Genomic DNA, 25,111 nt, shown 5'->3' on the forward strand with positions numbered 1-25,111 from the left:
GCGAGTGGCCGGGCGGATCGGCCTGCAGGACAACCCATCCCGTCTTCCCGTGGGACAACATCGACCAATTGGGCGATCTTGACCCGGGTCGGGGACCCCCGGCGTGGCGTCAGGCGCCGCCGTCCAGGACCTCCCACCGGTCGCCGACCGCGATGTCGCCGCCCTCGAGGACGCGCAGGACGGTGCCGGCCCGGTCGTGGAGGGCACGGGCCGCGCCGGGGGCGATCTCGTCGTCGAGGACGCGGCACGGCGCCGCCTTGCGGACGACCTCGAGGAGGGTGGCGCCGAGCCGCACCCGGGTTCCGGGGCGGGTGGGCACGGCGCCGTGGCTCAGCGTGACGTTCCGCCGAGTGCCGGCCGGCTCGACCCGGGAACCGAGGCGCTCGGCGGCCTCGGCCAGCTCGCTCGCCGACTGCACGGTGACGTGCCGGTGCCTCGTGCCGTGGTAGCGGTCGCCGACGAGGCCGCGTCCCGCCTCGGCCACGACCCGCTCGACCGCCCGCATCGGAAGGCGGCGCCCCTTGGCGACGTGGATGGCCACGACCACGGGTGCGGCGATGGCCTGGGGCTCGGGGCTCACGGGTCGATCCTCCTCCTCGCGAGTGCCCACCTGGCCGCCGGGGCAGCCGGGTGAGCACACGCGCGCCGTGGACCTCCTCGCGTGTGCCCAGGTGGCTGCCGGAGCGACCACTGGGGCACACGCCGCCGCGGGTGCGGACGTGGTTGCCCCGGCCACCACGTCCGCACTCGCGGCCGGGGATGGGGGTGCAGGGGCGTCACGTAGCCTCGGAGGGTGTTGCGGACCGCCCTGAGACCGAGGTTCCTCGGGCTGCTCGGGGTGGTCCTCGTCGTGGGGGGCGCCTTCGTCCTCCTCGGCCGCTGGCAGCTCGGCGTCGCCGAGTCGGCCGCCCACCGCGACGCGGTCGAGGCAGCCCGGGCCCGCACCCCCGTCGAGCTGACGAGCGTGCTGCGGCCGCACGAGCGGTTCCGTGGCGAGCTGTCCTCCCGGCCGGTCACCGCGACCGGGCGGTACGCCGCCGAGGGCCAGCTGCTCGTCCCCGACCGGCGACTCGACGGGCGCACCGGCTCGTGGGTCGTCACCCCGTTCGTCGTCGACGGCTCGGGCGGCACGATCGCCGTCCTCCGCGGTTTCGTCGGGGACGCCGCGTCGGCCGGGGCGCCGCCCGAGGGCACCCTGACGATCAGCGGGGGTCTGGCCCCGGGGGAGTCGCCGTCGAGGGTCGCCGTCGGCCCCGGCGAGATCGGGTCGGTCGACCTGTCGGTCCTCGTCAACACCTGGCCGGGCGACCTCTACAACGGGTTCGTCTTCCTCGAGTCCGAGCGGCCGGCGACCGGCCCGCAGCTGACGAAGGTCCCGACTCCGTTGGGGGACACCGGGATCCGCTGGCGCAACGCCGCCTACGCCGTCCAGTGGTGGATCTTCGCCGGCTTCGCCCTGTGGCTGTGGTGGCGGATGGTGCGCGAGGAGTCCCGGCGCGAGGACCCCATCCCCTCCGTACGACCCGACGGCGCCCGTCCGGTGGCCGCGGGGGACAATGGCGCCCGTGACGACGCCTGACCCGACCACCAGCGCCCCCGCCACGTCCTCCGAGGGCGCCGCGGCCCCGACCCTGCGCATCGACGACCCCGAGGGCACCCGCAGCCGCCTGACCTTCTTCAAGGTCATGGCCTTCGTCGTGGGCGTCGGCCTGCTCGTCCTCGTCGTCGAGATGGTGCTGTCCTACGGCTTCGGGCTGAAGGGCACCGACAACCCCCTGTACTGGTGGCCGCAGCCGCACGGCTTCATTTACATGGTCTACCTCGTGGCGACGGCGCTGCTCGGGTTCAAGGTCGGCTGGTCGATCGTCAGGATCGTCGGCGTCATGCTCGCCGGGTGCGTGCCGTTCCTCTCCTTCTGGGTCGAGAGGCGCGTGGCGCGGGAGGTCGAGGACGGGCTCGCGGCGGCCCGCCAGTAGCCTTGACCACGTGAGCGACGCCCCCCAGCCCACCGCACCGCACCGCGACGAGCACCACCACGACGACCCCGACCACGTCGTCGTCGAGGGAGGGGAGCCGGTCCACCTCGCCGACCGACCCGTCCTCGTCGTCGACTTCGGCGCCCAGTACGCCCAGCTCATCGCGCGGCGCGTCCGCGAGGCGAACTGCTTCAGCGAGGTCGTCCCCCACTCGATGCCCGTCGCCGAGATGCTCGCCAAGGAGCCCGCGGCCGTCATCCTCAGCGGTGGCCCGTCGTCGGTCTACGAGGAGGGCGCGCCCTCCCTCGACCCCGCGCTGCTCGAGGCCGGCGTGCCGGTGTTCGGCATGTGCTACGGCTTCCAGGCGATGGCGCGGGCGCTCGGCGGGCACGTCGAGAAGACCGGGCTGTCGGAGTTCGGGGCGACCCCGGCACGCATCCACGACACGACGTCGACGCTGTTCAACGGCCAGCCCGACGAGCAGTCGGTGTGGATGAGCCACGGCGACTCCGTGGCCCGCGCGCCGGAGGGGATGCGCGTCACGGCGACGACCTCGGGCGCCCCGGTCGCCGGGTTCGAGGACGACGAGCGACGGCTCTACGGCGTCCAGTGGCACCCGGAGGTGCTGCACTCGACGTTCGGCCAGCAGGTGCTCGAGAACTTCCTCCTCCGCGGCGCCGGCCTGTCGGGGGAGTGGACCGCCGCCAACGTCGTCGAGGACCTCGTGTCGTCGGTTCGGGCCCAGGTCGGGGAGTCCCGGGTCATCTGCGGGCTGTCCGGCGGGGTCGACTCGTCCGTGGCCGCCGCCCTCGTCCAGAAGGCCGTCGGCGACCAGCTGACCTGCGTCTTCGTCGACCACGGGCTGCTGCGTCTCGGGGAGGCCGAGCAGGTCGAGAAGGACTTCGTGGCCGCGACCGGGGTCGACCTCGTCGTCGTCGACGCCAAGGACCGCTTCCTCGGGGCCCTCGCCGGCGTCACCGACCCGGAGGAGAAGCGCAAGATCATCGGGCGCGAGTTCATCCGCGTCTTCGAGCAGGCCGCCCGCGACATCGTCGGCTCGCACTCGGGCGCGCAGGACCACCCGGTCGAGTTCCTCGTCCAGGGCACGCTCTACCCCGACGTCGTCGAGTCCGGCGGAGGCAGCGGAACGGCGAACATCAAGTCGCACCACAACGTCGGGGGGCTCCCGGACGACCTGCAGTTCAAGCTCGTCGAGCCGCTGCGCCTGCTCTTCAAGGACGAGGTGCGACAGGTCGGTCTCGAGCTCGGCGTCCCGGAGGGCATCGTCTGGCGCCAGCCGTTCCCCGGCCCGGGCCTCGGCATCCGGATCGTCGGCGAGGTGACGGCCGAGAACCTCGACGTCCTGCGCGCCGCCGACCAGATCGCCCGCGAGGAGCTCACCGCCGCCGGACTCGACCGCGACATCTGGCAGTGCCCCGTCGTGCTGCTCGCCGGTGTCCGCTCGGTCGGGGTGCAGGGCGACGGGCGCACGTACGGTCACCCGGTCGTCCTGCGGCCGGTGTCCTCCGAGGACGCCATGACCGCCGACTGGACCCGCGTCCCCTACGACGTCCTCGCGAGGATCTCGACGCGCATCACCAACGAGGTGCGCGAGGTCAACCGGGTCGTCCTCGACGTCACGAGCAAGCCGCCGGGCACCATCGAGTGGGAGTGACCCGGGCCGCACTCGCTCGGCCCAGGTTCTGAGATCTACGCTCCCGGCATGCCGGACGAGGAGATCGCGAGCCCGGAGGCGCTGTTCCGCGGGTTCCCGCAGTCCCTGGCGATCCATCGGCGGGTGGAGCAGGTGGTGGCCTCGATCGGGCCGGCGTCGGTCCGGGTGTCGAGGAGCCAGGCCGCCTTCCGGCGCCGCACCGGGTTCGCGTTCGTCTGGCGGCCCGGGCAGTACGTGGGCAGCGACGTCCCGGCGGTCCTGTCGATCGCCCTCGGGCGTGAGGTGGCCTGCGACCGGTTCAAGGAGGTCGCGCACCCCTCACCTCACGTGTGGATGCACCACCTCGAGCTCCACACCGTCGACGAGGTGGACGACGAGGTCCGTTCGTGGCTGGTGGAGGCCTACGCCCGCGCGGGCTGAGAGCGGTGCGCAGCCGCAGGCGCGCGGTCAGGAGCTCGAGGGACATGGCCCCGAGAGTGGGAAGCCACGTCGCCAGGGCGCCATCGCATGTCGTGGGCGGCGTCCGCGGCCCCCGGAGGACGTGGTCAGAACGGAGGGCGCTGCGCGGGCTGCAGGTCGGAGGCGGGTGCGGACGCCGTAGCCCGTGGTGGCAGCACGCTGTGCTCCGGGAGGGTGGTGCGGCGCAGGCCGCTGGGGGAGGTCCAGGTGACGGTGCCGTCCGGGTCGAGGCGGTACTGCCATCGCCGCAGCTGCTTGAGGCGATGGTGGCGGCGGCACAGGCCGGCGAGGTTGCCCGGGCTCGTGGGGCCAGCCGGCCAGGGCCGGGCGTGGTCGACGTCGCACGCCTCCGCCGGTCGCGAGCAGCCCCACATCCGGCACGTGCCGTCCCTCAGGGTGACGAACCCGGTGACCGCCCTCGTGGGCCGGTAGGCGCTCGTGACCGTCTCGACCGTGGTCCCGGTGCGGGTGTCGAGCAGGGCTCGCCCGACCTCCAGCGGCACCGTCTCGAGGAGGGCGCCGACCGTGTCGGCCCCGATCCAGCCGACGCCGGCCACCTCGCACCCGGACAGCGCCGCGGAGACCGAGAACGCCGACCCCAGCCCTCGACCGCCAAGGCCGACCGGCTGCCCTCCGCCTGCCGCCCACCCTTCCTCCGCCTCGCGGGCGGCGACCGCGGCGTCACGGGCCGCCTCGCCCTCGGCGCCGGTGACGACGGGGATGCCGATGGTGACCTTCGCCGTGACGTCGACGTTGCTGAGGAGGAGGTCGAGCAGGGCGTCGGCGCGGGTCTGGTCGACGGTGAGCGAGGGGTCCTCGACGGTGTAGGTGTCGGCCAGCGACCGGACGGCGGCCCAGGCGGCGGCGGACCGGTCGGCCGGGAGGAGCGCCCACCACTGGGTGCTGCCGTCGGGGCCGGGCGACACCTCGACGCACCGGTCTCGGCGCCCCTTGCGCTCGGCAGCGGCCAGCTGGTCGGCCGCCACCTGGCTGGCGAGGCGCCGCGTGACGCCGGTGACCCGCGACGGGTCGAGGTCGGCGAGGCGCTCGACGAGGACGGCCTCGACGGCCGCACAGGCCGTGACGTCGAGGCCGTCGCACGTGGTGACGACCTTCTGCACGGTCGCGCTCGGGAGGTCCCCCGCGACGATCATCGCGAGGAGACGCGGGAAGCGCTCGGCACTGCGGGCGGCCAGCCCGACCCGGCGCGCGGCGGCCCACTGCCCCGTGCCGGTGAGCAAGGAGACCTCCGACCCGGCCATGGCGTCGACGAACCCGACGGGCTGGTGGACCTGCGTCGGTCCGCGGTCGGTCAGCCGCGTCTCGTGCGACGCGGCGTGCGCGATGGCGACGAGCTGGGCGCCGTCGACGGCGTTGAGGAGGCCCTGCAGCTCACCGGCCAGCTGGAACAGCTCGTCGGGTTCCAGGCTCGACGCGATGTCGGACAGCCCGGACGCCAGGTCACCGATCGCAGACCGCACGGCGGCGATCCGGCTGGTGAGCTGCTCGGTGGACATGCTTCATCATAATCGAACGCATCATCGAATGCAAGGGGTGCAGGCCGTCAGCTCGGTTGCAGGACAGCGCAGCCCGCGGTTCGGTTCGCCGGTTCGTGGGCCCTCGGGCGCCTGCCGCGGCGGTCAGCCGGCGAGCGCGCCGAGGACGATGACGAGCAGGGGAAGGCCGATGACGAGGCCCATGATGAGCGCGAACACCCCGAGGCCGGGGCGTCCCTGCTTCTCCGTGCCGATCGCGCCGCGCGCGAACTGGTGCCACGGGACGGCGTAGTACACGGGCACGACCCCACCCGGTGGGACGTCGACCTCGAGGCTGGCCTGCCCGTACTCGCGCATCCACTGGGTGTGCACGTCGACGCGGTTGCGGCCGGCCCAGACGGGGACGTCCATCGTCCCGAAGCGGCTGTTGACCCGGTGGCCGCTGACGTGGACCGTCGGGGTCAGGCCCGACGTCATGAAGTTCCCCTGCAGGGTCAGGCGGATCGTCCCCTGCGCAGGCTGCCCCTGCGGCGGCTGCCCCGGTACGGGCTGTCCCTGGGCCGGTCCCCCCGGCTGCATCTCGCTCATGGTCCGCGACCCTAGCGCCGGCGCACCGGCCGCGGGGGCGTCATCGCAGCAGCCCGAAGAGCGTGAAGGCGACGACCACGACGACGAGGAGGGTGGCCTGGGGCGACGGGGCGAACCGGCGCCACCCGGTTGGTGCCTCGCGTGACATCACACCGGGCAGCCCGTACATCCACGGTGGCGCGTAGTGCACCGTCTCGACACCACCGGGGTCGACCCAGACCTCGACCTCGGCGTGGCCGTAGTCGGCGGCGGCGGTCACGTGGGCCCGGACGCCGACCCGCCCGGCCGGCACCGGGATGTCGTGCGTGCCGTAGCGCACCCGCACGAGCCGGTCGCCGACGTGGACGGTCGGCACGAAGGGCCCCCATCCGGGGATGGTGAGCCGGACGACGCCCTGGGGTGCGTCGCCCGACGGGTCCGCGGCCCTCGGCGCCGGGGAGGTCACGGCTGCTCCCGGCCGCGCAGTGATGCAGCAGACATGCCGGGACGGTAGCCGCAGGGGCCGGTGTCCGTGGCACCCTTGGCTCGACTACCCACCGGTAACCGAAGGCGGCGACGCATGCAGAGCAGCACGACGACCGTGACCGCGAGCGACGGCACGAGGCTCCACACCCGCCGCTGGCTCCCCGAGGGCGACGTCAAGGCCGTCGTCCAGATCTCGCACGGGATGGCCGAGCACTCCGGCCGCTACGCGCGCCTCGCCGAGGCCCTCACCGGTGCCGGGTACGCCGTCTACGCCCACGACCACCGCGGCCACGGATCCACTGGGCCGGAGGCCGACCACGGGTACTTCGCCGACCGCGACGGCTGGGCGACCGTCGTCGCCGACCTGCGCGCCGTCACCCGTCTCGCGCAGGAGGAGCACCCGGGCCTGCCGGTCTTCCTCCTCGGCCACTCGATGGGCTCGTTCCTCGCCCGCTCCTACGTCATCGAGGACGGCCGCGGGCTCGCCGGGCTCGTCCTCTCCGGCACCGCCGGCCACCCGGGCGTCCTGGGCCGGGCGGGCCTGCTCGTGGCCGCGGCCGAGGCGCGCCTGCGGGGGAGCCGGCACGTCAGCCCCCTCCTCGACAAGCTGACCTTCGGCCAGTACAACGCCGCGTTCAAGCCCAACCGCACGGACGTCGACTGGCTCTCGCGCGACCCGGACGAGGTCGACCTCTACGTCGCCGACGCGTTGTGCGGGAACACGTTCACCTCGGGGTTCTTCAAGGACCTCGTCGGCGGCCTCCTCGACATCAACGACCCGCGCAGGGTCGCCCGCGTGCGCCGCGACCTCCCCGTCCTGCTCATGGCGGGTGACAAGGACCCGGTCGGCGACGGCGGCAAGGGGCCTCGAGCGGTTCGGGAGCAGCTCGCGAGGGCCGGCGTCGCGGACGTCAGCCTCACTCTCTACCCGGGCGCGCGGCACGAGATCTTCAACGAGACCAACCGCGACGAGGTGACGGCCGACCTCATCCGCTGGCTCGACGCCCACCTGCCCACCGACTGACCTCCGCCGGGGGTCGCAGGTCGGTCCGCGCACTCATCCGTGGCAGGCTGGGGCGATCCGGTCGTCCTCGGGCGCCCGGATGCTCCGCCCCCGAGGAAGAGGACCAACCAGACGCATGTGCGGCATCGCCGGCTACCACGGGCTCAGCGCCGACCTCGACCTGCTGACGCGGATGAACGACCGCCAGCAGCACCGGGGACCCGATGGCGAGGGCATCGTCACCGACGGCCCCTGCGGCCTCGCGCACCGGCGCCTGTCCATCATCGACGTCGCCCACGGCCAGCAGCCGATGGAGACCGCCGACGGCCGCTACGTCATCGCCTACAACGGCGAGGTCTACAACTACCTCGACCTGCGCAGCGAGCTGCAGGCGCAGGGGCGCACCTTCGTCACCGACAGCGACACCGAGGTCGTCCTCCAGGCGTTCGCGCAGTGGGGCCCGGAGGCGTTCGACCGGTTCAACGGCATGTTCGGCCTGGCCGTCTGGGACCGCCGCGAGCAGCGGCTCACCCTCGCCCGCGACCACTTCGGCATCAAGCCCGTCTACGTCGCGACCGTCCCGAACCCGCAGGGCGGCGGCGACGTCCTCCTCTTCGCCAGCGAGATCACGCCCATCCTCGAGAGCGGCCTCTACGAGCGCAGGGTCAACGACCGGTCGGTCTACCGCTACCTGCGCTTCCGCGCCCACGAGGACGGCACCGAGACCTTCTTCGACGGCATCGAGCGGCTCGCCCCGGGGGAGATGCTCACCGCCGACGCCACGGGCATCCACCGGCGCAGGTACACCCGGCTGGAGGAGGAGCTGCTCGAGCTCGCGAAGGAGCAGCGCCCCTACGACGAGGCCGCGGCCGCCGAGTACCGGCGCCGGCTCGTCGAGTCGGTGCGGTTGCGGCTGCAGTCCGAGGTGCCCGTGGGGACCAGCCTGTCCGGCGGGCTCGACAGCAGCGCCGTGGCGGTCGTCATCAACCAGCTGCTGAACGAGGGCGACGAGCTCTCGACCCGCTCCGTCGGCACCCGGCAGAACACCTTCTCGGCGGTCTTCCCCGGCTCGATCAACGACGAGGAGCGCTACGTCGACGCCGTCCTCGACATCTGCACCGGCCACGTCGAGGCGCACAAGATCAAGCCCACCGCCGACGACTTCAAGGCAGACCTGCTCGACTTCGTGCGCACCCAGGAGGAGCCGCTGATCTCCAGCGGGCCCTACGCGCAGTACCAGGTGATGCGCGAGGCGACCAAGCACGTCACCGTCCTCCTCGACGGCCAGGGCGCCGACGAGATGATGGCCGGCTACATCCCCTACTACTTCGTCTACCTCCGTCAGCTCCGCGCGCAGGGCGCCACGGTGGCCGCCGCCGAGCTCGCGAAGAGCCTCGACGTCCTGTACCGCCTCGGCCGGTTCAAGCTGAGGTCGAAGCTCCGGCTGAGGAGGACGACGCCGACGACCCGGCTGCTCGGCCGCGACTTCGCCAAGCGCTTCGAGGGGGAGCGGTTCACCAACGAGGGCGCGGACCTCAAGAAGCGCCTCGTCGACGACATCTTCCGCAACTCGCTGCCCAGCCTGCTGCGCTACGAGGACAAGAACACGATGCGCTTCTCCCTCGAGGGCCGCGTGCCGTTCCTCGACAAGGAGGTGCTGAAGTTCGTCTTCAGCCTCAGCGACGACGCGATCATCAAGGACGGCTGGAACAAGCGGGTCCTCCGTGACGCCACGCGGGGGCTGCTCCCGGAGTCGATCAACCGCCGCCGCAACAAGATCGGGTTCACCACGCCGCAGGTCGAGTGGTTCATGCGCCTGAAGAACCACTTCTACAACATCTTCCTCAGCGAGTCGTTCGCCAACCGTCCGTACGTGGACCAGGCCGAGGTCATCAACGCGTTCGAGGGCTGGATCAAGGGCACGAACGACGTCGACACGATGACGTTCTGGCGCCTCATCAACCTCGAGCTGTGGTTGCGCGAGTTCATCGACGAGCGCGACGAGGACGCCGACGAGGAGGCCGCGGCCCGTGCCGCCCACGTCAAGACCGACTACGAGCCCAACGAGCGCCGCGGGCTCGACCTCGTGACGGCCAGGGGCGAGTCGGTGCGCCGCTACCCGCTGCGCACCGACCTCGTCTCGAAGGACACCGACCTCGACGCGCGGGTGCTCGAGCACGTCGACCGGTTCTTCGCCGGGTTGCCCTCTGCCGGAGCCGATCACGCGGCGGCCACGAGTGGGCCGTGGTGGTTCTTCATCTCCGAGAAGATCGTCGCGATCACCCAGGGCCGCTCGTACTTCGTCTGGGACATCAAGGTCTCGCGGCCCGCGCGGGTGCTGTCCCGCTACGTCACGCGCACCCCCGCGGGCATCGGCCTCGGCAGCCCGTTCACGATGCAGCTCGCCATCCAGGAGGCCGGCCTGCCGCGCGTCCTGTACGCCTCGGCCGGCGGCGCGATCGGCAAGGTCATCGGCCGCAAGGGCCTGTTCTACGAGCTCGTCGGCAACTCGATCAACGCCATCGACGGCCCCACCGAGTACTCGGCCTACCCGAGCAACGTGTCGGCCAAGCTCGCCCCCAAGGACCCCGACCTCGTCGCGGCCCGGCTCACCGCCGCGATCCGCGAACGGCTCCCCGAGCCGTGGCGCTCGACCTTCCGCGGGACGGTCGTCATGGACGCCAACGACATCGGGCGCAACGTCCTCGGCGCCGACGTCGAGAAGCCGTGGGACCGCTACGAGGAGATGTTCGCCGACAACCCCCTCGGCCAGGGCAGCGAGCAGACCCCGATGGCGATGGTCTTTCTCCGCGACGACGCCTGAGCTATCCCGGCGAGGGCGCCTCGGGCGCGTGGCCGGTGCGGGTGGTCCGCGCGAAGGCGGGCTCCTCGCCCTCGGCCGGGGGAGCGACCTTGGGGCTCACCGACCACAGCAGCCAGCCGAGCCCGCCCAGCGGCACCTCCATGAGGTGGGTGATGATCGAGAACAGGACGACGCCGGCGGTCGCTGCTGCGGGGTCGGCGCCCCACCCGACGAGCACGGCCGCGGTCGCGGTCTCGGTGACGCCGACGCCACCGGGCGTGATGCCCACCGCGGTGAGCAGGCGCCCGATCGCGAAGGCCGCGAAGAGCAGGTTGAGCGGCATCGTCGTGACACCGGTCTGGCGCATGATGAGGACGAAGAGCACGTAGTAGGCGCCGAAGAAGCCGACCATGCCGAGCGTCATCGACCACCAGCCGCTGGCGACGACGTCGTTGATCCGGGCCCGCAGGTCGCGGACGAGCTCCTCGACCCGCATCCGCGGCCTGCCCGTGGAGCGGCTGCGGCGGCGCAGGAGCGGTCCGAGGAGCCGGTCGACCCACCGCCCGATCCACTGCGCGGCGTGCTCGCTGACCATGATGGCGACGAAGGCCGCGAGGATCGCGAGGCCCGTCACGGCCCCGCCGACGGCCAGCTCGGTGAGGACGGCCGGCAGCGTGACCCCGCCGAACCAGAGGGCGAGGATGGCGACGACCGGGAGCGCGATGCGGGCGAGGACGTTCCAGACGCCCGTGACGATCGCCGCCGTCGAGGTGGCCCGGCGGGTGAAGCCCCACGACCGGCACATCGCGTACGTGGCGGCGAGGCCGACGGCACCGCCGCCGGGCAGCAGGTTCGAGACCGAGGACCCGCAGAGGTTGATGACGAGGGCCTTGCTGTGGCTCAGCCCGCGCAGCGCCCCCGTGAACGTGAACGTGTAGCACCACAGACCGACCAGCATGAGCACCTGGAAGCCCAGGACGCTGTTCAGCGGGACCGCCCGCACGTGGTGCCAGATCTCGTCCCAGGACGTCTGCGCGAAGTACGGCAGGCCCCAGACGAGGAGCACGGCGGCGAGCGCGAGGCCGACGACGGCCTGGAGCACCTGCTTCGTGCGCCCGCTCATGCCTCCCCCTCGAAGATCGCCGTCCTGACCGGACCCCCCGGTGGGAGCGAGGGGTCGCGGAACCACTCCCTCCCGAACACGAGATCGTAGAGGGGCCGGGGGATCCGGAGAAGCACCCCCAGGGTCCGGTCGCCGGTCTGTCCCCCGGGCCCGACCTCCGCCGCGCCGCCGCCGGTCGCCTGGGAGGCGTGCGCGCGCATCGAGGCGCGCTTGGCCGCGACGTGCCGCCGCACCGAGATCCGGTGGGTGATCTCGGAGCGCGCCGAGAAGGCCCGGTCGAAGGTGGTGGCGTCGAACTCCGCGGGGAACCGGTACACGCGCGCGACGGCCCGGACGGCGCGCGCGATCGTGTCCCGCGGCACGGTGGCCTCGAGGACGCGTGGCGTGCCGGCGATCTGGGCCGCGCGCGCCCCGACCTCGTGGACGCGCACGTGGTCGCGGTGCCCGTACCCGCCCCTCGCGTCGTAGGACAGGAGGAGGTCGGCGCGCTCGGTGCGCAGCAGGGCGGCGAGCCGCTCTGCGGCCTCCTCCAGCGGTGCGCGGCAGAACCGGGTGACGCCGGGCGCGTCCGGCTCGGGCTCCGGGCCGCTGCCGCTGTCGGCGTAGCCGAGCCACTCGACGCGGGCCACGCCGAGCGCCGTGGCCGAGCGGTGGGCCTCGGCGAGCCGACGCTCGCCGAGGCGGCCGTCGGCCCGCAGCGCGTCGTCGGCCAGCCCTGCGCCCCCGTCGGTGGCGAGGGCGAGGACGACCCGGTGCCCCTCGGCCGCGAGGCGCGCCATCGTGCCTGCGGTCAGGAGGGCCTCGTCGTCGGGGTGGGCGTGGAACGCCACGATCGTGCGGGACATCAGGGTCCATCCTCGCGCATGGCAGGCTGGTCCCTCGTGAAGGTCGCCATGCTCACCGACTGCTACCCGCCGCGGCTCGGTGGCATCGAGAGCCAGGTGCGTGACCTCTCGCGCCGGCTCGTGGCGGCCGGCCACGCGGTCGAGGTGTTCACTGCGACGACCGGTCCGGGCGGCGAGCGCGGCGGGGCGACGACGACCGGCGACGACGGCGTCACGGTGCACCGCCTCGCGATCCCCCTGCCCGGCGGCGTCCCGGTCAACCCGTTCGCGCGGCGCGAGGTCCGCCGCCGGCTGCGCGCCGGCGCGTTCGAGGTGGCGCACGCCCACCTCGGCGTGGTCAGCCCGTTCGCGAGCGAGCTCGTGCCGGTGGCCCTCGGGCTCGACCTGCCCGTGACGGCCACCTTCCACTGCGTCATCGACCGTTCCGTCGGGGTGTTCCGCACGATCGGCCACCTCGCCCGCTGGGCCAACCGCGGCGTCGCGATGAACGCCGTCTCGACGATGGCGGCCACGCGGGTCAGCGCCGCCGCGGGCGACGCCCCCGTCGAGGTCGTCCCCAACGGCATCGACGCGGCGTGGTGGCGCGACGGTGCCGAGGTCGCCCGGCCGGGCCACGAGCCGCGCGACGGTCGCGCCGTCCACGTCGTGACGGCGACCCGCCTCGCCTCGCGCAAGCGGCCGCTGGCGCTGCTGGGTGTCCTGCGCGGCGCGCGGCAGATCCTCGACCCGGCCGTGCCGCTGCGGGCGACCGTGGTCGGGGAGGGTCCGCAGCGCCGTGCCCTCGAGCGTTACGTCCGCACCCGTGGGCTGGACTGGGTCGAGCTGCCCGGCCGGGTCGGCCGCGACGAGCTGCGGCGCCTCCACCACGGGGCCGACGCCTACCTGACGACGGCGCGCCTCGAGGCGTTCGGCATCGCGGCCCTCGAGGGGCGTGCCGCCGGCCTCCCGGTCGTCGCGCCGCGCGGCACCGGCGTCGACGACTTCGTCAGTGACGGCGTCGAGGGGCTGCTCGGCGGCAGCGACGTCGAGATCGCTGGGGCGCTGGCCCACCTCGCCGCCGACGACGCGCTGCGCGCGGGGCTGCGTCAGCACGTCCTCACCACCCCTCCGGCCCAGGACTGGGCGGGCGTCCTCGGGGCGGTCCTCGGCGAGTACCGGCGCGCGGGGGCGCCCACCACGTGATCACCGTCGTCGGGGTCCACGAGGGCCGCACGGTCGCGGCCTTCGCGCTCGGCCACGGCGAGGACCCGCTCGTCGGGCTGCACGCCCGCGGCTGGACGGGCCGGGCCGAGGCGGTCGAGGGCGTGCGGGGCGACCTCACCCTGCGCTACGCCGTCGAACCGGTGCGCCGTGGCGGCCCGCCGCCCGAGCCCGTGGTCCCCGAGGGGCCGGGGCTCTCGGCCGGGCAGCGCCGCTCGGTCCGGCCCCACCAGCGGGTCGCGGCCTACGCCGTCGTCGTCGCCGACGACCGGCTCCTGCTGACCCAGCTCGCGGCGCGCACCGGCGCCGGCGGGCGGTGGAACCTGCCGGGCGGTGGCCTCGACCCGGGGGAGCGGCCGCGAGCCGCGGTCGTGCGCGAGGTCCTCGAGGAGACCGGCCAGGTCGTCGAGGACGTGCGCCTGCTCGACGTCATGACCCAGCACTGGGTGGGGCGCTCGGCCCGCGGCCTCGAGGACTACCACGCGGTGCGGCTGCTGCACACCGCGCGCTGTCCGCGGCCGACACCACCCGTCGTCCACGACGTGGGTGGGTCGACCGCGGACGCCCGGTGGGTGCGGCTCGACGAGCTCGGGTCCGTGGAGGTCGTGGCGAGTGTCCAGGTGGCGCTGCGCGCGGCGGGCGTCGCCGACCTCCACGCCTGACCTCAGTCCCGGCCGCGGCTCGCGCGCAGGCCGAGCCCGCCGACGAGGAGGACGAGGACGCCCGCACCGACGACGGTCCACGGCCCGAGGTCGCCCCACGGGACGTCGAAGCCGACGATCTCGGTGAAGAGGGTCACGGCGGCGACGACGAGCCCGAGGAGGCCGAGGACGACGGCGAACGGTGCCGGGCCCCTGACGTACTCGCGGGCGGGAGGGCCGGCCAGGTCCGTGGCCGTCGGGGCGACCGCGGGGCGGATTGCCGTGGCCGTGGTGCCGGGCTCGGCGCCCGGAGTGGGCGCCCACGTCGTCGGCACCTCCCGGGTGCGCTCGTCGAAGACCTCGTCGGCGAGCGCGTCGCGCTGCGGCTCGGTGTCGCCGGTGGGGGTGTCGCGGGGGGTGTCCGGGGTCGTCATCACTGCTCCTCGATGGTGATCTGGCCGACCCCGAGCTGGGCGTCGACGGTGACCATGGCGGGGCCGTCGCCCACGGTGGTCGAGACCTGCTGGTCAGGGCCGGTGTTGTCCGGCGCGGTCGACCCGTCGGCCGCCCGCTGGACGATGGACCCGAAGCCGACCTCGGCGTCGATCTGCGCGGTGACGCCGTCGGGCACGAGGATCCGCAGGTCGCCACCGCCCATCTCCACCGAGATCCGCTGGGTGTCGGGCAGGGCTGGCTCGCTCCCCACGAAGCGGCTGAGGTCGAGGACGGCGTCGCCGCCGCCGTGCTCGAACCGCGTCTCGCCGGAGGCGGGGACGGGCCGCCAGGTGCGCGGACCGAAGCCCGAGGACTCCTCGAGCTCGACGCGCGAGGCCACGGCCGACCCCACGAGCAGGAAGGCGAGGACGACGACGAGGAACCCGCTGAACCCGGACGCGCGGCCGGCCAGGCCGAGCGCGAGGACGACGAGGGAGACCCCGGTGAGCCCGATGAGCAGGCCCAGCGTCCCGGCGCTGCCCGGGTAGCCCATCGGCTCGGCCAGGGCGGCGCCGAGGCCGAGGCCGACGAGGGCGATGCCCACCGACATCAGGCCGACGAACCAGCTGGGCCGGCGCCGTCGCGGGCGCGGTGGCGGCGGCGGGGGCAGCGGCGCGACCGGGCGCGCCGGGGCCGGCGGCAGCGGGTGCCCGCCGTAGGGGACGGGGGGGACCGGCGGGGCGAACGAGGTCGTGGGGGCGCTCATCGGGGCTCCTGGAGGGGGCGGGGGAGGGGTGGCGCCGGCCGGGGCCGGGACGTGGGGGGACCGCACGCCGGAGACCCGGTCGCGCCGGAGGAGGACGACGGCGACACCGACGAGCGCCACGACCCACAGCGGCGCGAGCCAGCCGTTGCCCTCGCCGATGGAGAAGAAGCCGCCGAGCAGGAGCAGGGCGGTGACGACGAGGAGGGCCACCGGGCCGAGGTCGCCGCGGCGGACCGCGCGCTCGGCGAGGATGTCGCCGCGGGTGTCCGGGAGGACGAGCCAGAGGACGACGTAGAGCGTGACGCCGACGCCCCCGAAGAACGCGAGGATCACGGCGATGGCCCGCACGAGGACGGGGTCGACGCCCCAGCGGCGCGCCAGCCCCGAGCAGACGCCGCCGAACCAGCGGGCGTCGGTGTCGCGGGCGTAGCCGCTGCCGCGCAGCCGGCCGAAGACGTCGTCGAGGGCCGAGCCGCCGTCGGCGGGGCGGGCGTAGTGGGGGTCGGGGCCGGGCGCGGGTCCGCCGGGGGGCGGTCCGGCCGGGGGCGACTGGGTGGGGTTCTCCGTCATGGCCCCAGCCTCGCGCCGGGGGCGAACCGGCCGCCATGAGGGTCGACCCTGACGACCCCCTGACCGGACCCCGGGTCGGGCCCTGTACCACCCCGACGTGCGACAGGATGGTGCCGTGCCCGTCCCCTACGAACCCTCCGCGCGCACGGCGACCGACGCCGCGCCGGGGTTCGGCGACCCCACGGGCCGACCGGCGCGCCCGCCGCTCGTCCGCGACCGCGGGCGCCGGGGCTGGACGCCGGGGGTCAGCGCGGCCGTCGCGCGACACCTCGGGGTCTCCACCCGCTCGGTGCGGGTCGCGTTCGTCGTCTTCGCCCTGCTCGGCGGCGGGGGCATCGCCGCCTACCTGTTCCTGTGGGCCCTGACGCCGGAGGGCGAGACCGACGGGTCGGTCGTCGACACCCCGCCGTCCGAGCGGCGCCAGTGGGGGACGGTCGTCATCGCGGGGGCGGTCCTCGTCGTCGTCGGGATCGTCCTCGTCTCGCCCCTCGTCGGCGGCTCCGGGGCCGCCGGCACCCTCGTGCCGCTCTTCGTCATCGTCGTCGGGGCCGTCGTCGCCTGGTCCAACCTCGACGAGGCGCAGCGCCACCGGTGGCTCGGCTCCCGCGGCGGGCACGAGCGCTTCGGCTGGGTCCGGGTCGCGTTCGGCTCCGTCCTCGCCGTGGCCGGGATCCTCGTCCTCGTGACCCGCGGCCAGTCGGTGTCGGCCGTCTGGGACGCCCTCCTCGCCGCCGTCGCCGTCCTCGTCGGGGCCCTCATCATCGCCGCACCGTGGGCCCTGCGCCTGTGGGGCGACCTGCGGCGCGAGCAGGTCGCGGCCGCGCGCGCCACCGAGCGGGCCGACATCGCCGCGCACCTGCACGACGGTGTCCTGCAGACCCTCGCCCTCATCCAGCGCCAGTCGTCGGACTCGGCGGCGGTGACCCGGCTGGCCCGCGCGCAGGAGCGCGAGCTGCGGTCGTGGCTGTACGCGGGACCGCAGGGGTCGCAGGAGTCGCTCGCGGCTGCCGTCACCGAGGTGGCCCACGACGTCGAGGACCTCCACGGCGTGGCGGTCGACCTCGTCGTCACCGGCGACCGCCCCCACGAACCGCACGGCGCCGCCCTCGCCCAGGCGATGCGCGAGGCGCTGCGGAACGCCGTCCGCCACGGCGCCCCGCCGGTCACCGCGTACGTCGAGATCGGTCCCACCGGGGTCGAGGCCTTCGTCCGCGACCGGGGCGAGGGGTTCGACCTCGACTCCGTCCCGGCCGACCGGCTCGGCGTGCGCCGCTCGATCCTCGCCCGGATGGAGCGGCACGGCGGCACCGCGCGTGTGCGCCGTCGCGACGACGGCACCGAGGTGGAGCTGACGCTGCCACCCGTCGAAGGAGGACAGCCATGACCACCCCCACGAGCGCTCGACCCGGTGCCCCCGCACCGGTGCGCGTCGTCCTCGTCGACGACCACCGGATGTTCCGCACCGGCGTGCGGGCCGAGCTGAGCGAGGCGATGCTCGCCGGCGGAGCCGCGGTGTGCGAGTTCGTCGGTGAGGCCCCGGACGTCGACACCGCGGTGTCCGTCATCAAGGCCGAGCAACCCGACGTCGTCCTCCTCGACGTCCACCTGCCCGGCGGCATGGGCAACGGCGGCGTCGACGTCATCAGGGGCTGCATGGGGGCCGAGTCGCGCTCGGGCGGCCCGGTGCGCTTCCTCGCGCTGTCGGTGTCCGACGCGGCGGAGGACGTCATCGCCGTCATCCGGGCCGGGGCCCGCGGCTACGTCACCAAGACGATCGGCGCCCGCGACCTCATCGTCGCGATCCGCCGGGTCGCCGACGGCGACGCCGTCTTCTCGCCGCGCCTCGCCGGGTTCGTCCTGGACGCCTTCGGGGCGGCCGCGGGCGAGATCGCGGAGGTCGACGAGGAGCTCGACCGGCTGTCGGCCCGCGAGCGCGAGGTCATGCGGCTCATCGCCCGCGGCTACCAGTACAAGGAGGTCGCCAAGGAGCTCTTCATCTCGGTGAAGACCGTCGAGACCCACGTGTCGTCGGTGCTGCGCAAGCTGCAGCTGTCCTCGCGCCACGAGCTGACGGCGTGGGCGATGGGGCGCCGCCTCCTCTGAGTCCGGACGCGCGGCCTAGGGTGTCGCCATGGACCTCGTGCACGACCTCCTCGTCCTCCTCCACATCCTCGGCATGGCCGCGATCGTCGGCAGCGCCGTCTTCGTGGCGCGGGGCCGGGTGACCCCGGCGCTGCTCTGGGGTGCGCGGGCGCAGGTGGTCACGGGGATCCTCCTCGCGGGACTCGTGTCCGCGGGCGACGACCCCGTCGACACGACGAAGCTCGGCGTCAAGCTCGTCGTCGCCGTCGCGGTGACCGCGTGCGTCGAGATCGCCAACGGAGGGCGACGTCGTGGCAAGGGCGAGCGCGCCCGGCTCGTGACGGCCGCGGGGGTGCTCGCCGTCCTCAACACCGCGGTCGCGGTGCTCTGGTAGGTCCGGTCAGGCCTCGAGGAAGGGCGCGACCCGGTCCTTGGGGCGCCCGATGATCGCCCGCTGACCCCGGACCAGGACGGGGCGCTGGAGCAGCCTCGGGTGCTCGAGGAGCACGGCGACCACCTGCTCACGCGTGCGCACGTCGTCGTCGGTGAGGCCGACGGTCGTGAAGTACGGGTCGCGGCGCACGAGGGCGGTGGGCTCGTCGTCGAGCTTGTCGAGCAGGTCGCGGATCGCGGTGCCGTCGAGCGGCGCCTTGAGGTAGAGGACGACCTCGTGGTCCAGCCCGGACGCCTCGACCTGGGCGAGCGCGGCCCTCGAGGTCGAGCACGCGGGGTTGTGGAGGATCGTCACGTCGGCCATGGCCCGGACCCTACCGGCGGGCTCAGGGGATGAGGAGCAGCTTGCCCTGGCTGCGGCGGCCCTCGAGGTCGTCGTACGCACGGGCGGCGTCCGCGAGGGGGTAGCGTCCCCCGACCGCGACGTGGAGGGAGCCGTCGGCCACGGCGCCGAGGACCTCGCGGGCCCGCCACTCGAGCTCGTCGCGCGTCGCGAGGTGGTGGCCGAGGGTCGGCCGCGTGAGGAACAGGGAGCCGCCCCGGTTGAGCCGCTGGATGTCGAACGGGGGCACCTGCCCGCTCGCCGCCCCGAACAGGGCCAGGGTCCCGCGCGGGCGCAGGGAGTCGAGCGAGGCGTCGAAGGTGTCCTTCCCGACCCCGTCGTACACGACGTCGACCCCGCGGCCGCCGGTCGCCGCGCGCACCTCGGCGGCGAGGTCCTCGACAGCCCGGTAGTCGATGACGTGGTCGGCGCCGAGGGCCCGGGCGGTCTCGCCCTTCTCGGGTCCGCCGGCGGTGGCCACCACGGTCCCACCGCGCGCCTTGACGAGCTGCACGAGCAGCTGCCCGACGCCACCCGCCGCCGCGTGGACGAGCGCGGTGGTCCCCTCGGTGACCTCGAACGTGCTCGTCACGAGGTAGTGGGCGGTGAGGCCCTGGAGCATGACGGCGGCCGCGACCTCGAGGTCGACCCCCTCGGGGACCTGGACGAGGAGGTCGACCGGCCGGACGGTGAACGCGGCCGCGCTGCCGAGGTGCTGCGGCCACGCCACGCGGTCCCCGGGCCCGAAGGCCTCGACGCCCGGGCCGACGGCGACGACCGTGCCCGCGCCCTCGCTGCCCGAGACGAAGGGCGGCTCGGTGGGGTAGGTCCCCTCGCGCTGGTAGACGTCGATGAAGTTGACGCCGGCTGCGGCGACCCGGACGAGGACCTCGCCGGGTCCGGGTTGGGGGGCCGTGCGGTCCTCCACGGCGAGGACGTCGCTCCCCCCGTGGCGCGTGACGACGAGGGCGGGTCCGCTGCGGTCGGTCATCGCCCCACCCTAGGCCGGGCCCCGGCCGGCCGGGAGCGGTCCCGTCTCGATCCAGTAGCGGCGCTTGACGCCCCGGACGTCCTCGAGGACGCCGCCGTTGGCCTCGATGACGCGCGCCGACGCGACGTTGTCGGTGTCGCAGGTGACGAGGACCCGCTCGAGGCCGAGCCGCGCGGCCTCCGGGAGGGCGAGGCGCAGTGCCTCGGTCGCGACCCCGCGGCGCCGGGCGGCGGGGCGGACCGAGTAGCCGACGTGGCCGGCGACGTCGAGGAGGTAGGCAGTGAGGGCGTGCCGGACCGACAGGCTGCCCAGGTAGCGGCCGGGCTCGTCGCCGCCGATCCAGAAGACCGAGCTCGGGACGTGGCCGGTGGGCCGCGCGGCGTGGGGGTCGGCCCTCGCGAGCCGGAACCGGACGAGGCGCTCGAACCCCTCCGCCGTCTCCAGCTCCTCGCGGGTGAAGGCGATGCCGGGGTACCCGCCCTCGTCGGCGGGCTCGACCAGGCAGCCCTCACCGTCGAGGTGCCCCTCGCCCGCCGCGACGAACTCGTCGTGCGCCGCGAGCCATTCGACCCGGAAGCGCGGGTGGGGCGGGACCAGGACGACCATGCGGTGACCGTACGCCGCCGACCTGACGTGCGGGGTCACCCCTCGCGGAGGGAGCGGAGCACGTCGTCGAGCATCGCCGGGGTGAGTCGTCCGGTGAACGTGTTGTGCGGGCTGACGTGGTAGCAGCCGACGAGTCGGACGGTGCGCCCCCCACCGGTGACGAGGGAGACCTCCGCCCGGTGGCCGAACCTCGGTCGTGGCGACGGGACGGCCCACCCCAGGGCGGTGGCGGCCGCGAGGGCGCCGTCCCAGCCGATGGCGCCCAGGCACAGGATCGAGCGCAGGTGCGGCTCGCCGAGCCGGAGGTCACGCTGGAGCCAGTGCGAGCACGTGGCCCGTTCCGCGGGCGTCGGCTTGTTGTCCGGCGGGGCGCACCGCACGGCGGCCACGATGCGCAGCCCGGTGAGCGCCTGGCCGTCCCCGGCTGCCGTCGAGGTGCCGATCGCTGCGAAACCCGTGCGGTGCAGGGCAGCCCACAGGAAGTCGCCCGAGGAGTCGCCGGTGAACATCCGGCCCGTGCGGTTCGTCCCGTTGGCGGCCGGCGCCAGGCCGACGAGGAGGGTGTGGGCCTCGGGGTCGCCGAAGGAGGGGCCGGGCCGCCCCCAGTAGGGCTCGCCCGCGAACGACGCACGCCGACCCGTGCGCGCGACGTCCTCCCGCCACCGCACGAGGCGAGGACAGGCCCGGCAGACCGAGATCCGGGCCTGGAGCGTGGCGAGGTCGGGGGAGCCGACGGCGAGCCGGCGGACCCCGCCCGGGCTGCGCGCGACCCGCGTCGTCGCGGTCGCGGGGTCACCGGGCCAGCCGGACCCCGGGGGGACGGGCGACGCGAACGGCTGCCCGGTCACCGGGTGGGGGTCGAGCCGTTCCATCCCGCCACCGTAGGGGAGCGGGTGCGCGAGGATGCGCCCATGGCGCGAAAGGTCGGCGTGACGGTGGTCGGCGGCGGGGTGGTGGGCCTGACCACCTCCCTGGCCCTCGCGGAGGCCGGGTACCGCGTCACCTGCGTGCGGGACGTGCCCGCCACCGGAACCGTGTCGGCGGTCGCGGGCGGACTCTGGTTCCCGTACCACGTCGAGCCCCGCGACCGCGTCGTCGGCTGGGGGCAGGAGGCGCTGGCCCGGTTCCGGGGCCTCGTCCGCGAGCGCGGCGCGGGGGTGCGGATGGCGGAGGGCGTCCTCGTCGAACGTGGACCGGCCGACCGCTGGTGGACCCACGGCGTCGAGGGCTGGCGTGAGGCGGCGCCCTCCGAGCTCCCCGAGGGAGCCACAGGAGGCGTCGTGGCCGAGGTCCCGCTCGTGACGATGCCGGTCTTCCTGCCGTGGCTCGAGAAGCGCTGTCTCGCAGCGGGAGTCGTGCTCGAGCAGGCGAGGGTCGATGACCTCGCGGACGTCACCGCCGACGTCGTGGTCGTCGCGGCCGGGCTCCGGTCGGGCGAGCTCGTCGGTGACGCCTCGGGTCGGCCGTCCCGAGGCCAGGTCGCCCTGCTGTCCAACCCCGGGCTCGACCGGTGGCTCGTCGACGATGACCACCCCCAGGGCATGGTCTACGCCCTGCCGCACCCCGGGTGGGTCGTCTGCGGCGGGACCGACGTCGAGGGCTCGTGGGACCTCGACCCCGACCCGGGGGTCCACGCGGCCATCGTCGCGCGGGTTCGTGCGGTCGTCCCTGAGCTCGCCGGTGCCGAGGTGCTCGGCGCGAGGGTGGGCCTGCGTCCGATCTCGCCCTCGGTCCGCCTGTCGCGCACCACGGTTCGCGGCCGCGACGTCGTGACGAACTACGGGCACGGGGGCGCCGGGGTCACCCTGTCGTGGGGGTGCGCGGCCGAGGTCGTCCGCCTCGTCGGCGAGGTCGTCGCGTGAGGACGGTCCGGGGCGGCCGCCCGGCTGCACGCCCGTCCGGCCGCCGTGGCGAGGGGGGCCGAGGTGATCGTGGAGACGGCCGACCGCGGGCTCGTCGAGCGGGTGCGCGCCGTGGGGGCGAGCGCTGTCGGACCCCGTTCCCCGTACGCCGGGCCCTGGTCCGCCTGCGCCGGGGCACGGCGGTCAGGAGGCGCCAGGGTCGAACGAGCCGGAGCTGGCGGTACCCAGGGAGCGACAGTGCGTGAACCCGACGGTGGCGACACACCGATCACCTACGACACCTGTGACCAGGTCACGGGCCCCTTCTACCACGGGACGAAGGCCCTCCTCGTCCCCGGAGTGGAGCTGGTCCCCGGCCACACCTCCAACTTCCAGGACGGCCGGGTGTCCAACCACATCTACTTCTCGACGCTGGAGGCAACCGCCGCATGGGGAGCCCAGCTCGCCGCCGCCCTGGCCGGCACCGACGAACGAGGCCACATCTACGTCGTGGCGCCGTTGGGCCCGTTCGAGGACGACCCCAACGTGACGGACAAGCGCTTCCCCGGTAATCCCACCCGGTCCTACCGGACCCGGCACGCGCTCCGCGTCCTCAGCGAGCTCGACGACTGGCGACCCCACCCGCCCGCCGCCGTCGAGGCGATGCTGGACAGCCTGGCTCGACTCCGCGAGCAGGGGCTCGACGTCATCGAGGACTAGCGGATCGCGGGCGACCGGCCGGGATCAGTCGGCGGCGGGACGGGAGCGGGCCGCCTTGGTGTCGGCGCGGCGGCGCTTGGCGTCGAGGCGACGCTCGACCGACCCGCGCGTCGGCCGGGTCGCCCGCCGGGCAGGAGGGGGCGGCGCCATCGCGTCCCGGAGGAGGTCGGCCATCCGCTCGCGGGCCGCCACCCGGTTGCGGCGCTGCTGCCGGTGCTCGGACGCGGCGACGACGAGGAGCCGGTCGTCGACGAGCCGGGAACCCAGCGCGCGCAGGACCCTCCGGCGCTGCGGCTCCGTGAACGCGGGGGAGGCGACGACGTCGAGCTCGAGCTCCACGCGGCTGTCGGCGGTGTTGACCCCCTGCCCACCCGGGCCGGACGACCGCGAGAACCGCTCGACGAGCTCGCCGGAGGGGACCGTGATCCCCTCCGGCACACCGGGACCCGGGGGGATGACCAGGTCCATCAGGGCCTGCCCGTGTCGTCCTCGGGCTCGGGAGGTGCCTCCGCGCCCTCGGCCTCGTCGCGGTCGGCCCACTCGAGGAGGGGGGCGATGTCGAAGACGGCGTCGTCGATGCCCGCGTGGAGGTCGCCCAGCTCGGCGTACCGCGCCGGGACCGTGGCGATGGTGAGCTCGGCGGGCTCGACGTCGTCGACCTCGTCCCAGCGGATCGGGGTCGAGACGGTGCCGATGTCGTTGCCGCGCACCGAGTAGGCCGCGGCGATCGTGTGGTCGCGCGCGTTCTGGTTGTAGTCGACGAACACCGACGCGGGGTCGCGGTCCTTGCGCCACCACGTGGTCGTGACGTCGTCGGGGAGGCGTCGCTCGACCTCACGGGCGAAGGCGAGGGCCGCCCTCCGGACGTCCTGGAAGCCGTGCTCGGGGACGATCCGCACGTAGACGTGCAGACCGTGCCCGCCGCTCGTCTTGGGGAAGCCGGTGGCACCCAGCTCGTCGAGCACCTCGTGCGCGACGTGGGCCGCCCGCCGCACGCGCGAGAACGGCGCCTCGGGCATCGGGTCCAGGTCGATGCGCCACTCGTCGGGCTTCTCGGTGTCGGCGCGCCGGCTGTTCCAGGGGTGGAACTCGACGGTGCTCATCTGCACTGCCCAGGCGACATCGGCGAGGCGGGTGACGCACAGCTCGTCGGCGTGGAGGCCGTAGCGCGGGAAGTGCAGGCGCACGGTCTCGACCCACGGGGGCGCGCCGCGGGGGAGCCGCTTCTGGTGGACCTTCTGCCCGCCCGTCACGCCGTCGGGGAAGCGGTGGAGCATGCAGGGCCGCTCGCGCAGCGCGTTGACGATGCCGTCGCCGACCGAGAGGTAGTAGTTGACGAGGTCGAGCTTGGTCTCCCCGCGCGCGCCGAAGTAGACGCGGTCCGGGCTCGACACGCGCACGTCGAAGCCCTCGACGTCCAGGACGACCGGCTCCCCGAACTCTCCCTTGCGCGAGGCCATGGCCCCACCGTAGGGGCCCGGTGCCCGACGCCGTCGCCGTCGCCGACGGGTCAAGGTTAGACAAAGACTGGACGACCATTCCTGTCTAGTGTTTGTCTAGGGCGTAGCAGCCGCGACGACGGAGCCGCGGCCCGACCCGAGGAGACACCTCATGACCCGCACCCGCACCCGCCTCGCCACCGTCGCCGTCGCCGCGCTCGGTGCCACCCTCCTCGCCGCCGCCCCCGCGCAGGCCGCCGACGGCCAGTGCCAGGCGGCCGGCATCGCCACCCTCAAGAGCATCGACGCCTTCAAGGCCGTCCGTGACAACGGCGTCTCCGTGGCCACGGCCGTGTCCCTCGGCGTCGCCCCGCGCAACGGCCTCCCCGAGGGCTTCACCCTCGACACCGTCATCCCGTTCCAGACCCTGCTCGCCGACCACCGCGCCGGCGACGACAGCATCTTCATCTACCCGTGGTGCGAGTGACCCCCTGACCTCCCCGGCGGCCGCGCGCCTCTCCTTCCTCCGGGTGCGCGGCCGCACCGGCGGCCGGGACCCGTGGTGGGGTCCCGGCCGCCGCCTCGTGCACGCAGGATGTCGGCGGGGCCGGT

28 protein-coding genes are annotated in these 25,111 nt (G+C 74.4%); 14 read left to right on the forward strand and 14 right to left on the reverse strand.

What is annotated here, in order from left to right; translation table 11 throughout:
* Positions 1-109: 109 nt before the first annotated feature.
* The gene (locus tag ACK8HX_RS09495) at positions 110-580 is read right to left on the reverse strand and encodes an MOSC domain-containing protein (protein WP_411940445.1); all 471 of its coding nucleotides are present in this window, start codon (positions 578-580) and stop codon (positions 110-112) included.
* Positions 581-793: 213 nt separating this feature from the next.
* Between ACK8HX_RS09495 and ACK8HX_RS09500 the strand changes: the two genes are divergently transcribed.
* From ACK8HX_RS09500 to ACK8HX_RS09515, 4 genes are read left to right on the forward strand one after another with little or no spacing between them, the layout of a single operon-like run.
* A complete protein-coding gene (locus ACK8HX_RS09500; protein ID WP_411940446.1) occupies positions 794-1,579 on the forward strand; it encodes an SURF1 family protein in 786 nt (261 codons plus the stop codon).
* Positions 1,566-1,976, forward strand: coding sequence for a DUF3817 domain-containing protein (locus ACK8HX_RS09505; protein ID WP_411940447.1), 411 nt, complete (start codon positions 1,566-1,568; stop codon positions 1,974-1,976). Before ACK8HX_RS09500 ends, ACK8HX_RS09505 begins: the two co-directional genes overlap by 14 nt.
* A 10-nt stretch (positions 1,977-1,986) precedes the next feature.
* Entirely contained in the window at positions 1,987-3,651 is a 1,665-nt protein-coding gene (guaA, locus tag ACK8HX_RS09510; RefSeq protein WP_411940448.1) for a glutamine-hydrolyzing GMP synthase, read from the forward strand.
* Positions 3,652-3,699: 48 nt separating this feature from the next.
* Positions 3,700-4,071 (forward strand): DUF5655 domain-containing protein, encoded by a 372-nt coding sequence (locus tag ACK8HX_RS09515; RefSeq protein ID WP_411940449.1) that lies wholly within the window; start codon positions 3,700-3,702, stop codon positions 4,069-4,071.
* 125 nt (positions 4,072-4,196) lie between these two features.
* Here ACK8HX_RS09515 and ACK8HX_RS09520 read toward each other — a convergent pair whose 3' ends face one another.
* The 3 genes from ACK8HX_RS09520 to ACK8HX_RS09530 all read right to left on the reverse strand — a co-directional run bounded on the left by ACK8HX_RS09520 (position 4,197) and on the right by ACK8HX_RS09530 (position 6,639).
* The gene (locus ACK8HX_RS09520; protein ID WP_411940450.1) at positions 4,197-5,627 is read right to left on the reverse strand and encodes an HNH endonuclease signature motif containing protein; all 1,431 of its coding nucleotides are present in this window, start codon (positions 5,625-5,627) and stop codon (positions 4,197-4,199) included.
* Positions 5,628-5,750: 123 nt separating this feature from the next.
* The gene (locus ACK8HX_RS09525) at positions 5,751-6,194 is read right to left on the reverse strand and encodes a hypothetical protein (RefSeq protein WP_411940451.1); all 444 of its coding nucleotides are present in this window, start codon (positions 6,192-6,194) and stop codon (positions 5,751-5,753) included.
* A gap of 40 nt (positions 6,195-6,234) precedes the next feature.
* On the reverse strand, positions 6,235-6,639 hold the full coding sequence (locus ACK8HX_RS09530; protein WP_411940452.1) for a hypothetical protein: 405 nt from the start codon (positions 6,637-6,639) through the stop codon (positions 6,235-6,237).
* 114 nt (positions 6,640-6,753) lie between these two features.
* Between ACK8HX_RS09530 and ACK8HX_RS09535 the strand changes: the two genes are divergently transcribed.
* Together ACK8HX_RS09535 and asnB are read left to right on the forward strand one after the other, a co-directional pair.
* Positions 6,754-7,683: an alpha/beta hydrolase gene (locus ACK8HX_RS09535; RefSeq protein WP_411940453.1), complete on the forward strand. Its 930-nt coding sequence runs from the start codon at positions 6,754-6,756 to the stop codon at positions 7,681-7,683.
* A 115-nt stretch (positions 7,684-7,798) separates the two neighbouring features.
* Entirely contained in the window at positions 7,799-10,486 is a 2,688-nt protein-coding gene (asnB, locus tag ACK8HX_RS09540; protein ID WP_411940454.1) for an asparagine synthase (glutamine-hydrolyzing), read from the forward strand.
* A gap of 1 nt (position 10,487) precedes the next feature.
* Here the strand turns inward: asnB and ACK8HX_RS09545 are convergent, their stop codons facing one another.
* Positions 10,488-11,588 carry a lysylphosphatidylglycerol synthase transmembrane domain-containing protein gene (locus ACK8HX_RS09545; protein WP_411940455.1) on the reverse strand — a complete coding sequence of 367 codons (1,101 nt, stop codon included), beginning with the start codon at positions 11,586-11,588 and terminating at the stop codon, positions 10,488-10,490.
* Positions 11,585-12,433 (reverse strand): PIG-L deacetylase family protein, encoded by an 849-nt coding sequence (locus tag ACK8HX_RS09550; protein ID WP_411940456.1) that lies wholly within the window; start codon positions 12,431-12,433, stop codon positions 11,585-11,587. Before ACK8HX_RS09550 ends, ACK8HX_RS09545 begins: the two co-directional genes overlap by 4 nt.
* 18 nt (positions 12,434-12,451) lie before the next feature.
* On the opposite strand from ACK8HX_RS09550, the gene ACK8HX_RS09555 reads away from it, so the two are divergent.
* Together ACK8HX_RS09555 and ACK8HX_RS09560 are read left to right on the forward strand one after the other, a co-directional pair.
* Complete coding sequence (locus ACK8HX_RS09555; RefSeq protein ID WP_411940457.1) at positions 12,452-13,615, forward strand: glycosyltransferase; 1,164 nt, start codon at positions 12,452-12,454, stop codon at positions 13,613-13,615.
* A complete protein-coding gene (locus tag ACK8HX_RS09560) occupies positions 13,612-14,295 on the forward strand; it encodes an NUDIX hydrolase (protein WP_411940458.1) in 684 nt (227 codons plus the stop codon). The genes ACK8HX_RS09555 and ACK8HX_RS09560 overlap by 4 nt, the downstream gene beginning before the upstream one ends.
* A gap of 2 nt (positions 14,296-14,297) precedes the next feature.
* Here the strand turns inward: ACK8HX_RS09560 and ACK8HX_RS09565 are convergent, their stop codons facing one another.
* Both ACK8HX_RS09565 and ACK8HX_RS09570 read right to left on the reverse strand, forming a co-directional pair.
* Positions 14,298-14,708 carry a hypothetical protein gene (locus tag ACK8HX_RS09565; protein ID WP_411940459.1) on the reverse strand — a complete coding sequence of 137 codons (411 nt, stop codon included), beginning with the start codon at positions 14,706-14,708 and terminating at the stop codon, positions 14,298-14,300.
* On the reverse strand, positions 14,708-16,045 hold the full coding sequence (locus tag ACK8HX_RS09570) for a PspC domain-containing protein (protein WP_411940460.1): 1,338 nt from the start codon (positions 16,043-16,045) through the stop codon (positions 14,708-14,710). Before ACK8HX_RS09570 ends, ACK8HX_RS09565 begins: the two co-directional genes overlap by 1 nt.
* 115 nt (positions 16,046-16,160) lie before the next feature.
* Between ACK8HX_RS09570 and ACK8HX_RS09575 the strand changes: the two genes are divergently transcribed.
* The 3 genes from ACK8HX_RS09575 to ACK8HX_RS09585 are packed head-to-tail and all read left to right on the forward strand — an operon-like array spanning position 16,161 to position 18,521.
* The gene (locus ACK8HX_RS09575; protein ID WP_411940461.1) at positions 16,161-17,429 is read left to right on the forward strand and encodes an ATP-binding protein; all 1,269 of its coding nucleotides are present in this window, start codon (positions 16,161-16,163) and stop codon (positions 17,427-17,429) included.
* Positions 17,426-18,148 carry a LuxR C-terminal-related transcriptional regulator gene (locus tag ACK8HX_RS09580; RefSeq protein ID WP_411940462.1) on the forward strand — a complete coding sequence of 241 codons (723 nt, stop codon included), beginning with the start codon at positions 17,426-17,428 and terminating at the stop codon, positions 18,146-18,148. Before ACK8HX_RS09575 ends, ACK8HX_RS09580 begins: the two co-directional genes overlap by 4 nt.
* Before the next feature lie 28 nt (positions 18,149-18,176).
* Positions 18,177-18,521: a hypothetical protein gene (locus ACK8HX_RS09585; RefSeq protein ID WP_411940463.1), complete on the forward strand. Its 345-nt coding sequence runs from the start codon at positions 18,177-18,179 to the stop codon at positions 18,519-18,521.
* A 6-nt stretch (positions 18,522-18,527) separates the two neighbouring features.
* Here the strand turns inward: ACK8HX_RS09585 and ACK8HX_RS09590 are convergent, their stop codons facing one another.
* Genes ACK8HX_RS09590 through ACK8HX_RS09605 form a run of 4 tightly spaced genes read right to left on the reverse strand, consistent with a single transcriptional unit; the run spans position 18,528 to position 21,371 of the window.
* Positions 18,528-18,884 carry an ArsC/Spx/MgsR family protein gene (locus ACK8HX_RS09590; protein ID WP_411940464.1) on the reverse strand — a complete coding sequence of 119 codons (357 nt, stop codon included), beginning with the start codon at positions 18,882-18,884 and terminating at the stop codon, positions 18,528-18,530.
* A 22-nt stretch (positions 18,885-18,906) separates the two neighbouring features.
* Positions 18,907-19,893: a quinone oxidoreductase family protein gene (locus ACK8HX_RS09595; RefSeq protein WP_411940465.1), complete on the reverse strand. Its 987-nt coding sequence runs from the start codon at positions 19,891-19,893 to the stop codon at positions 18,907-18,909.
* 9 nt (positions 19,894-19,902) lie between these two features.
* Complete coding sequence (locus ACK8HX_RS09600; protein WP_411940466.1) at positions 19,903-20,499, reverse strand: GNAT family N-acetyltransferase; 597 nt, start codon at positions 20,497-20,499, stop codon at positions 19,903-19,905.
* Positions 20,500-20,534: 35 nt separating this feature from the next.
* On the reverse strand, positions 20,535-21,371 hold the full coding sequence (locus tag ACK8HX_RS09605) for a uracil-DNA glycosylase (RefSeq protein ID WP_411940467.1): 837 nt from the start codon (positions 21,369-21,371) through the stop codon (positions 20,535-20,537).
* A gap of 39 nt (positions 21,372-21,410) precedes the next feature.
* Here ACK8HX_RS09605 and ACK8HX_RS09610 point away from each other — a divergent pair, with 39 nt between their 5' ends.
* Both ACK8HX_RS09610 and arr read left to right on the forward strand, forming a co-directional pair.
* Positions 21,411-22,361: an NAD(P)/FAD-dependent oxidoreductase gene (locus tag ACK8HX_RS09610; RefSeq protein WP_411940468.1), complete on the forward strand. Its 951-nt coding sequence runs from the start codon at positions 21,411-21,413 to the stop codon at positions 22,359-22,361.
* Between the two features lie 237 nt (positions 22,362-22,598).
* A complete protein-coding gene (gene arr, locus ACK8HX_RS09615) occupies positions 22,599-23,060 on the forward strand; it encodes an NAD(+)--rifampin ADP-ribosyltransferase (RefSeq protein ID WP_411940469.1) in 462 nt (153 codons plus the stop codon).
* Between the two features lie 24 nt (positions 23,061-23,084).
* Here the strand turns inward: arr and arfB are convergent, their stop codons facing one another.
* A complete protein-coding gene (gene arfB / locus ACK8HX_RS09620; protein WP_411940678.1) occupies positions 23,085-23,531 on the reverse strand; it encodes an alternative ribosome rescue aminoacyl-tRNA hydrolase ArfB in 447 nt (148 codons plus the stop codon).
* Positions 23,528-24,520 (reverse strand): non-homologous end-joining DNA ligase, encoded by a 993-nt coding sequence (ligD, locus tag ACK8HX_RS09625; protein ID WP_411940470.1) that lies wholly within the window; start codon positions 24,518-24,520, stop codon positions 23,528-23,530. The genes arfB and ligD overlap by 4 nt, the downstream gene beginning before the upstream one ends.
* Before the next feature lie 151 nt (positions 24,521-24,671).
* Between ligD and ACK8HX_RS09630 the strand changes: the two genes are divergently transcribed.
* Positions 24,672-24,986 carry a hypothetical protein gene (locus ACK8HX_RS09630; RefSeq protein ID WP_411940471.1) on the forward strand — a complete coding sequence of 105 codons (315 nt, stop codon included), beginning with the start codon at positions 24,672-24,674 and terminating at the stop codon, positions 24,984-24,986.
* Positions 24,987-25,111 lie beyond the last annotated feature (125 nt).

The organism is Oryzobacter faecalis, from assembly GCF_046764005.1.
In the GTDB taxonomy this organism is placed as follows: domain Bacteria; phylum Actinomycetota; class Actinomycetes; order Actinomycetales; family Dermatophilaceae; genus Oryzobacter; species Oryzobacter faecalis.

What these genes read in the sequence shown, in the direction of transcription:
- ACK8HX_RS09515 (WP_411940449.1), top strand. Translation starts at nt 3,700, where the DNA reads ATGCCGGACGAGGAGATCGCGAGCCCGGAGGCGCTGTTCCGCGGGTTC.
- ACK8HX_RS09520 (WP_411940450.1), bottom strand. Translation starts at nt 5,627, where the DNA reads ATGTCCACCGAGCAGCTCACCAGCCGGATCGCCGCCGTGCGGTCTGCG.
- ACK8HX_RS09525 (WP_411940451.1), bottom strand. Translation starts at nt 6,194, where the DNA reads ATGAGCGAGATGCAGCCGGGGGGACCGGCCCAGGGACAGCCCGTACCG.
- ACK8HX_RS09535 (WP_411940453.1), top strand. Translation starts at nt 6,754, where the DNA reads ATGCAGAGCAGCACGACGACCGTGACCGCGAGCGACGGCACGAGGCTC.
- asnB (WP_411940454.1), top strand. Translation starts at nt 7,799, where the DNA reads ATGTGCGGCATCGCCGGCTACCACGGGCTCAGCGCCGACCTCGACCTG.
- ACK8HX_RS09545 (WP_411940455.1), bottom strand. Translation starts at nt 11,588, where the DNA reads ATGAGCGGGCGCACGAAGCAGGTGCTCCAGGCCGTCGTCGGCCTCGCG.
- ACK8HX_RS09550 (WP_411940456.1), bottom strand. Translation starts at nt 12,433, where the DNA reads ATGTCCCGCACGATCGTGGCGTTCCACGCCCACCCCGACGACGAGGCC.
- ACK8HX_RS09555 (WP_411940457.1), top strand. Translation starts at nt 12,452, where the DNA reads ATGGCAGGCTGGTCCCTCGTGAAGGTCGCCATGCTCACCGACTGCTAC.
- ACK8HX_RS09565 (WP_411940459.1), bottom strand. Translation starts at nt 14,708, where the DNA reads ATGACGACCCCGGACACCCCCCGCGACACCCCCACCGGCGACACCGAG.
- ACK8HX_RS09570 (WP_411940460.1), bottom strand. Translation starts at nt 16,045, where the DNA reads ATGACGGAGAACCCCACCCAGTCGCCCCCGGCCGGACCGCCCCCCGGC.
- ACK8HX_RS09580 (WP_411940462.1), top strand. Translation starts at nt 17,426, where the DNA reads ATGACCACCCCCACGAGCGCTCGACCCGGTGCCCCCGCACCGGTGCGC.
- ACK8HX_RS09585 (WP_411940463.1), top strand. Translation starts at nt 18,177, where the DNA reads ATGGACCTCGTGCACGACCTCCTCGTCCTCCTCCACATCCTCGGCATG.
- ACK8HX_RS09590 (WP_411940464.1), bottom strand. Translation starts at nt 18,884, where the DNA reads ATGGCCGACGTGACGATCCTCCACAACCCCGCGTGCTCGACCTCGAGG.
- ACK8HX_RS09595 (WP_411940465.1), bottom strand. Translation starts at nt 19,893, where the DNA reads ATGACCGACCGCAGCGGACCCGCCCTCGTCGTCACGCGCCACGGGGGG.
- ACK8HX_RS09600 (WP_411940466.1), bottom strand. Translation starts at nt 20,499, where the DNA reads ATGGTCGTCCTGGTCCCGCCCCACCCGCGCTTCCGGGTCGAATGGCTC.
- ACK8HX_RS09605 (WP_411940467.1), bottom strand. Translation starts at nt 21,371, where the DNA reads ATGGAACGGCTCGACCCCCACCCGGTGACCGGGCAGCCGTTCGCGTCG.
- ACK8HX_RS09610 (WP_411940468.1), top strand. Translation starts at nt 21,411, where the DNA reads ATGGCGCGAAAGGTCGGCGTGACGGTGGTCGGCGGCGGGGTGGTGGGC.
- ligD (WP_411940470.1), bottom strand. Translation starts at nt 24,520, where the DNA reads ATGGCCTCGCGCAAGGGAGAGTTCGGGGAGCCGGTCGTCCTGGACGTC.
- ACK8HX_RS09630 (WP_411940471.1), top strand. Translation starts at nt 24,672, where the DNA reads ATGACCCGCACCCGCACCCGCCTCGCCACCGTCGCCGTCGCCGCGCTC.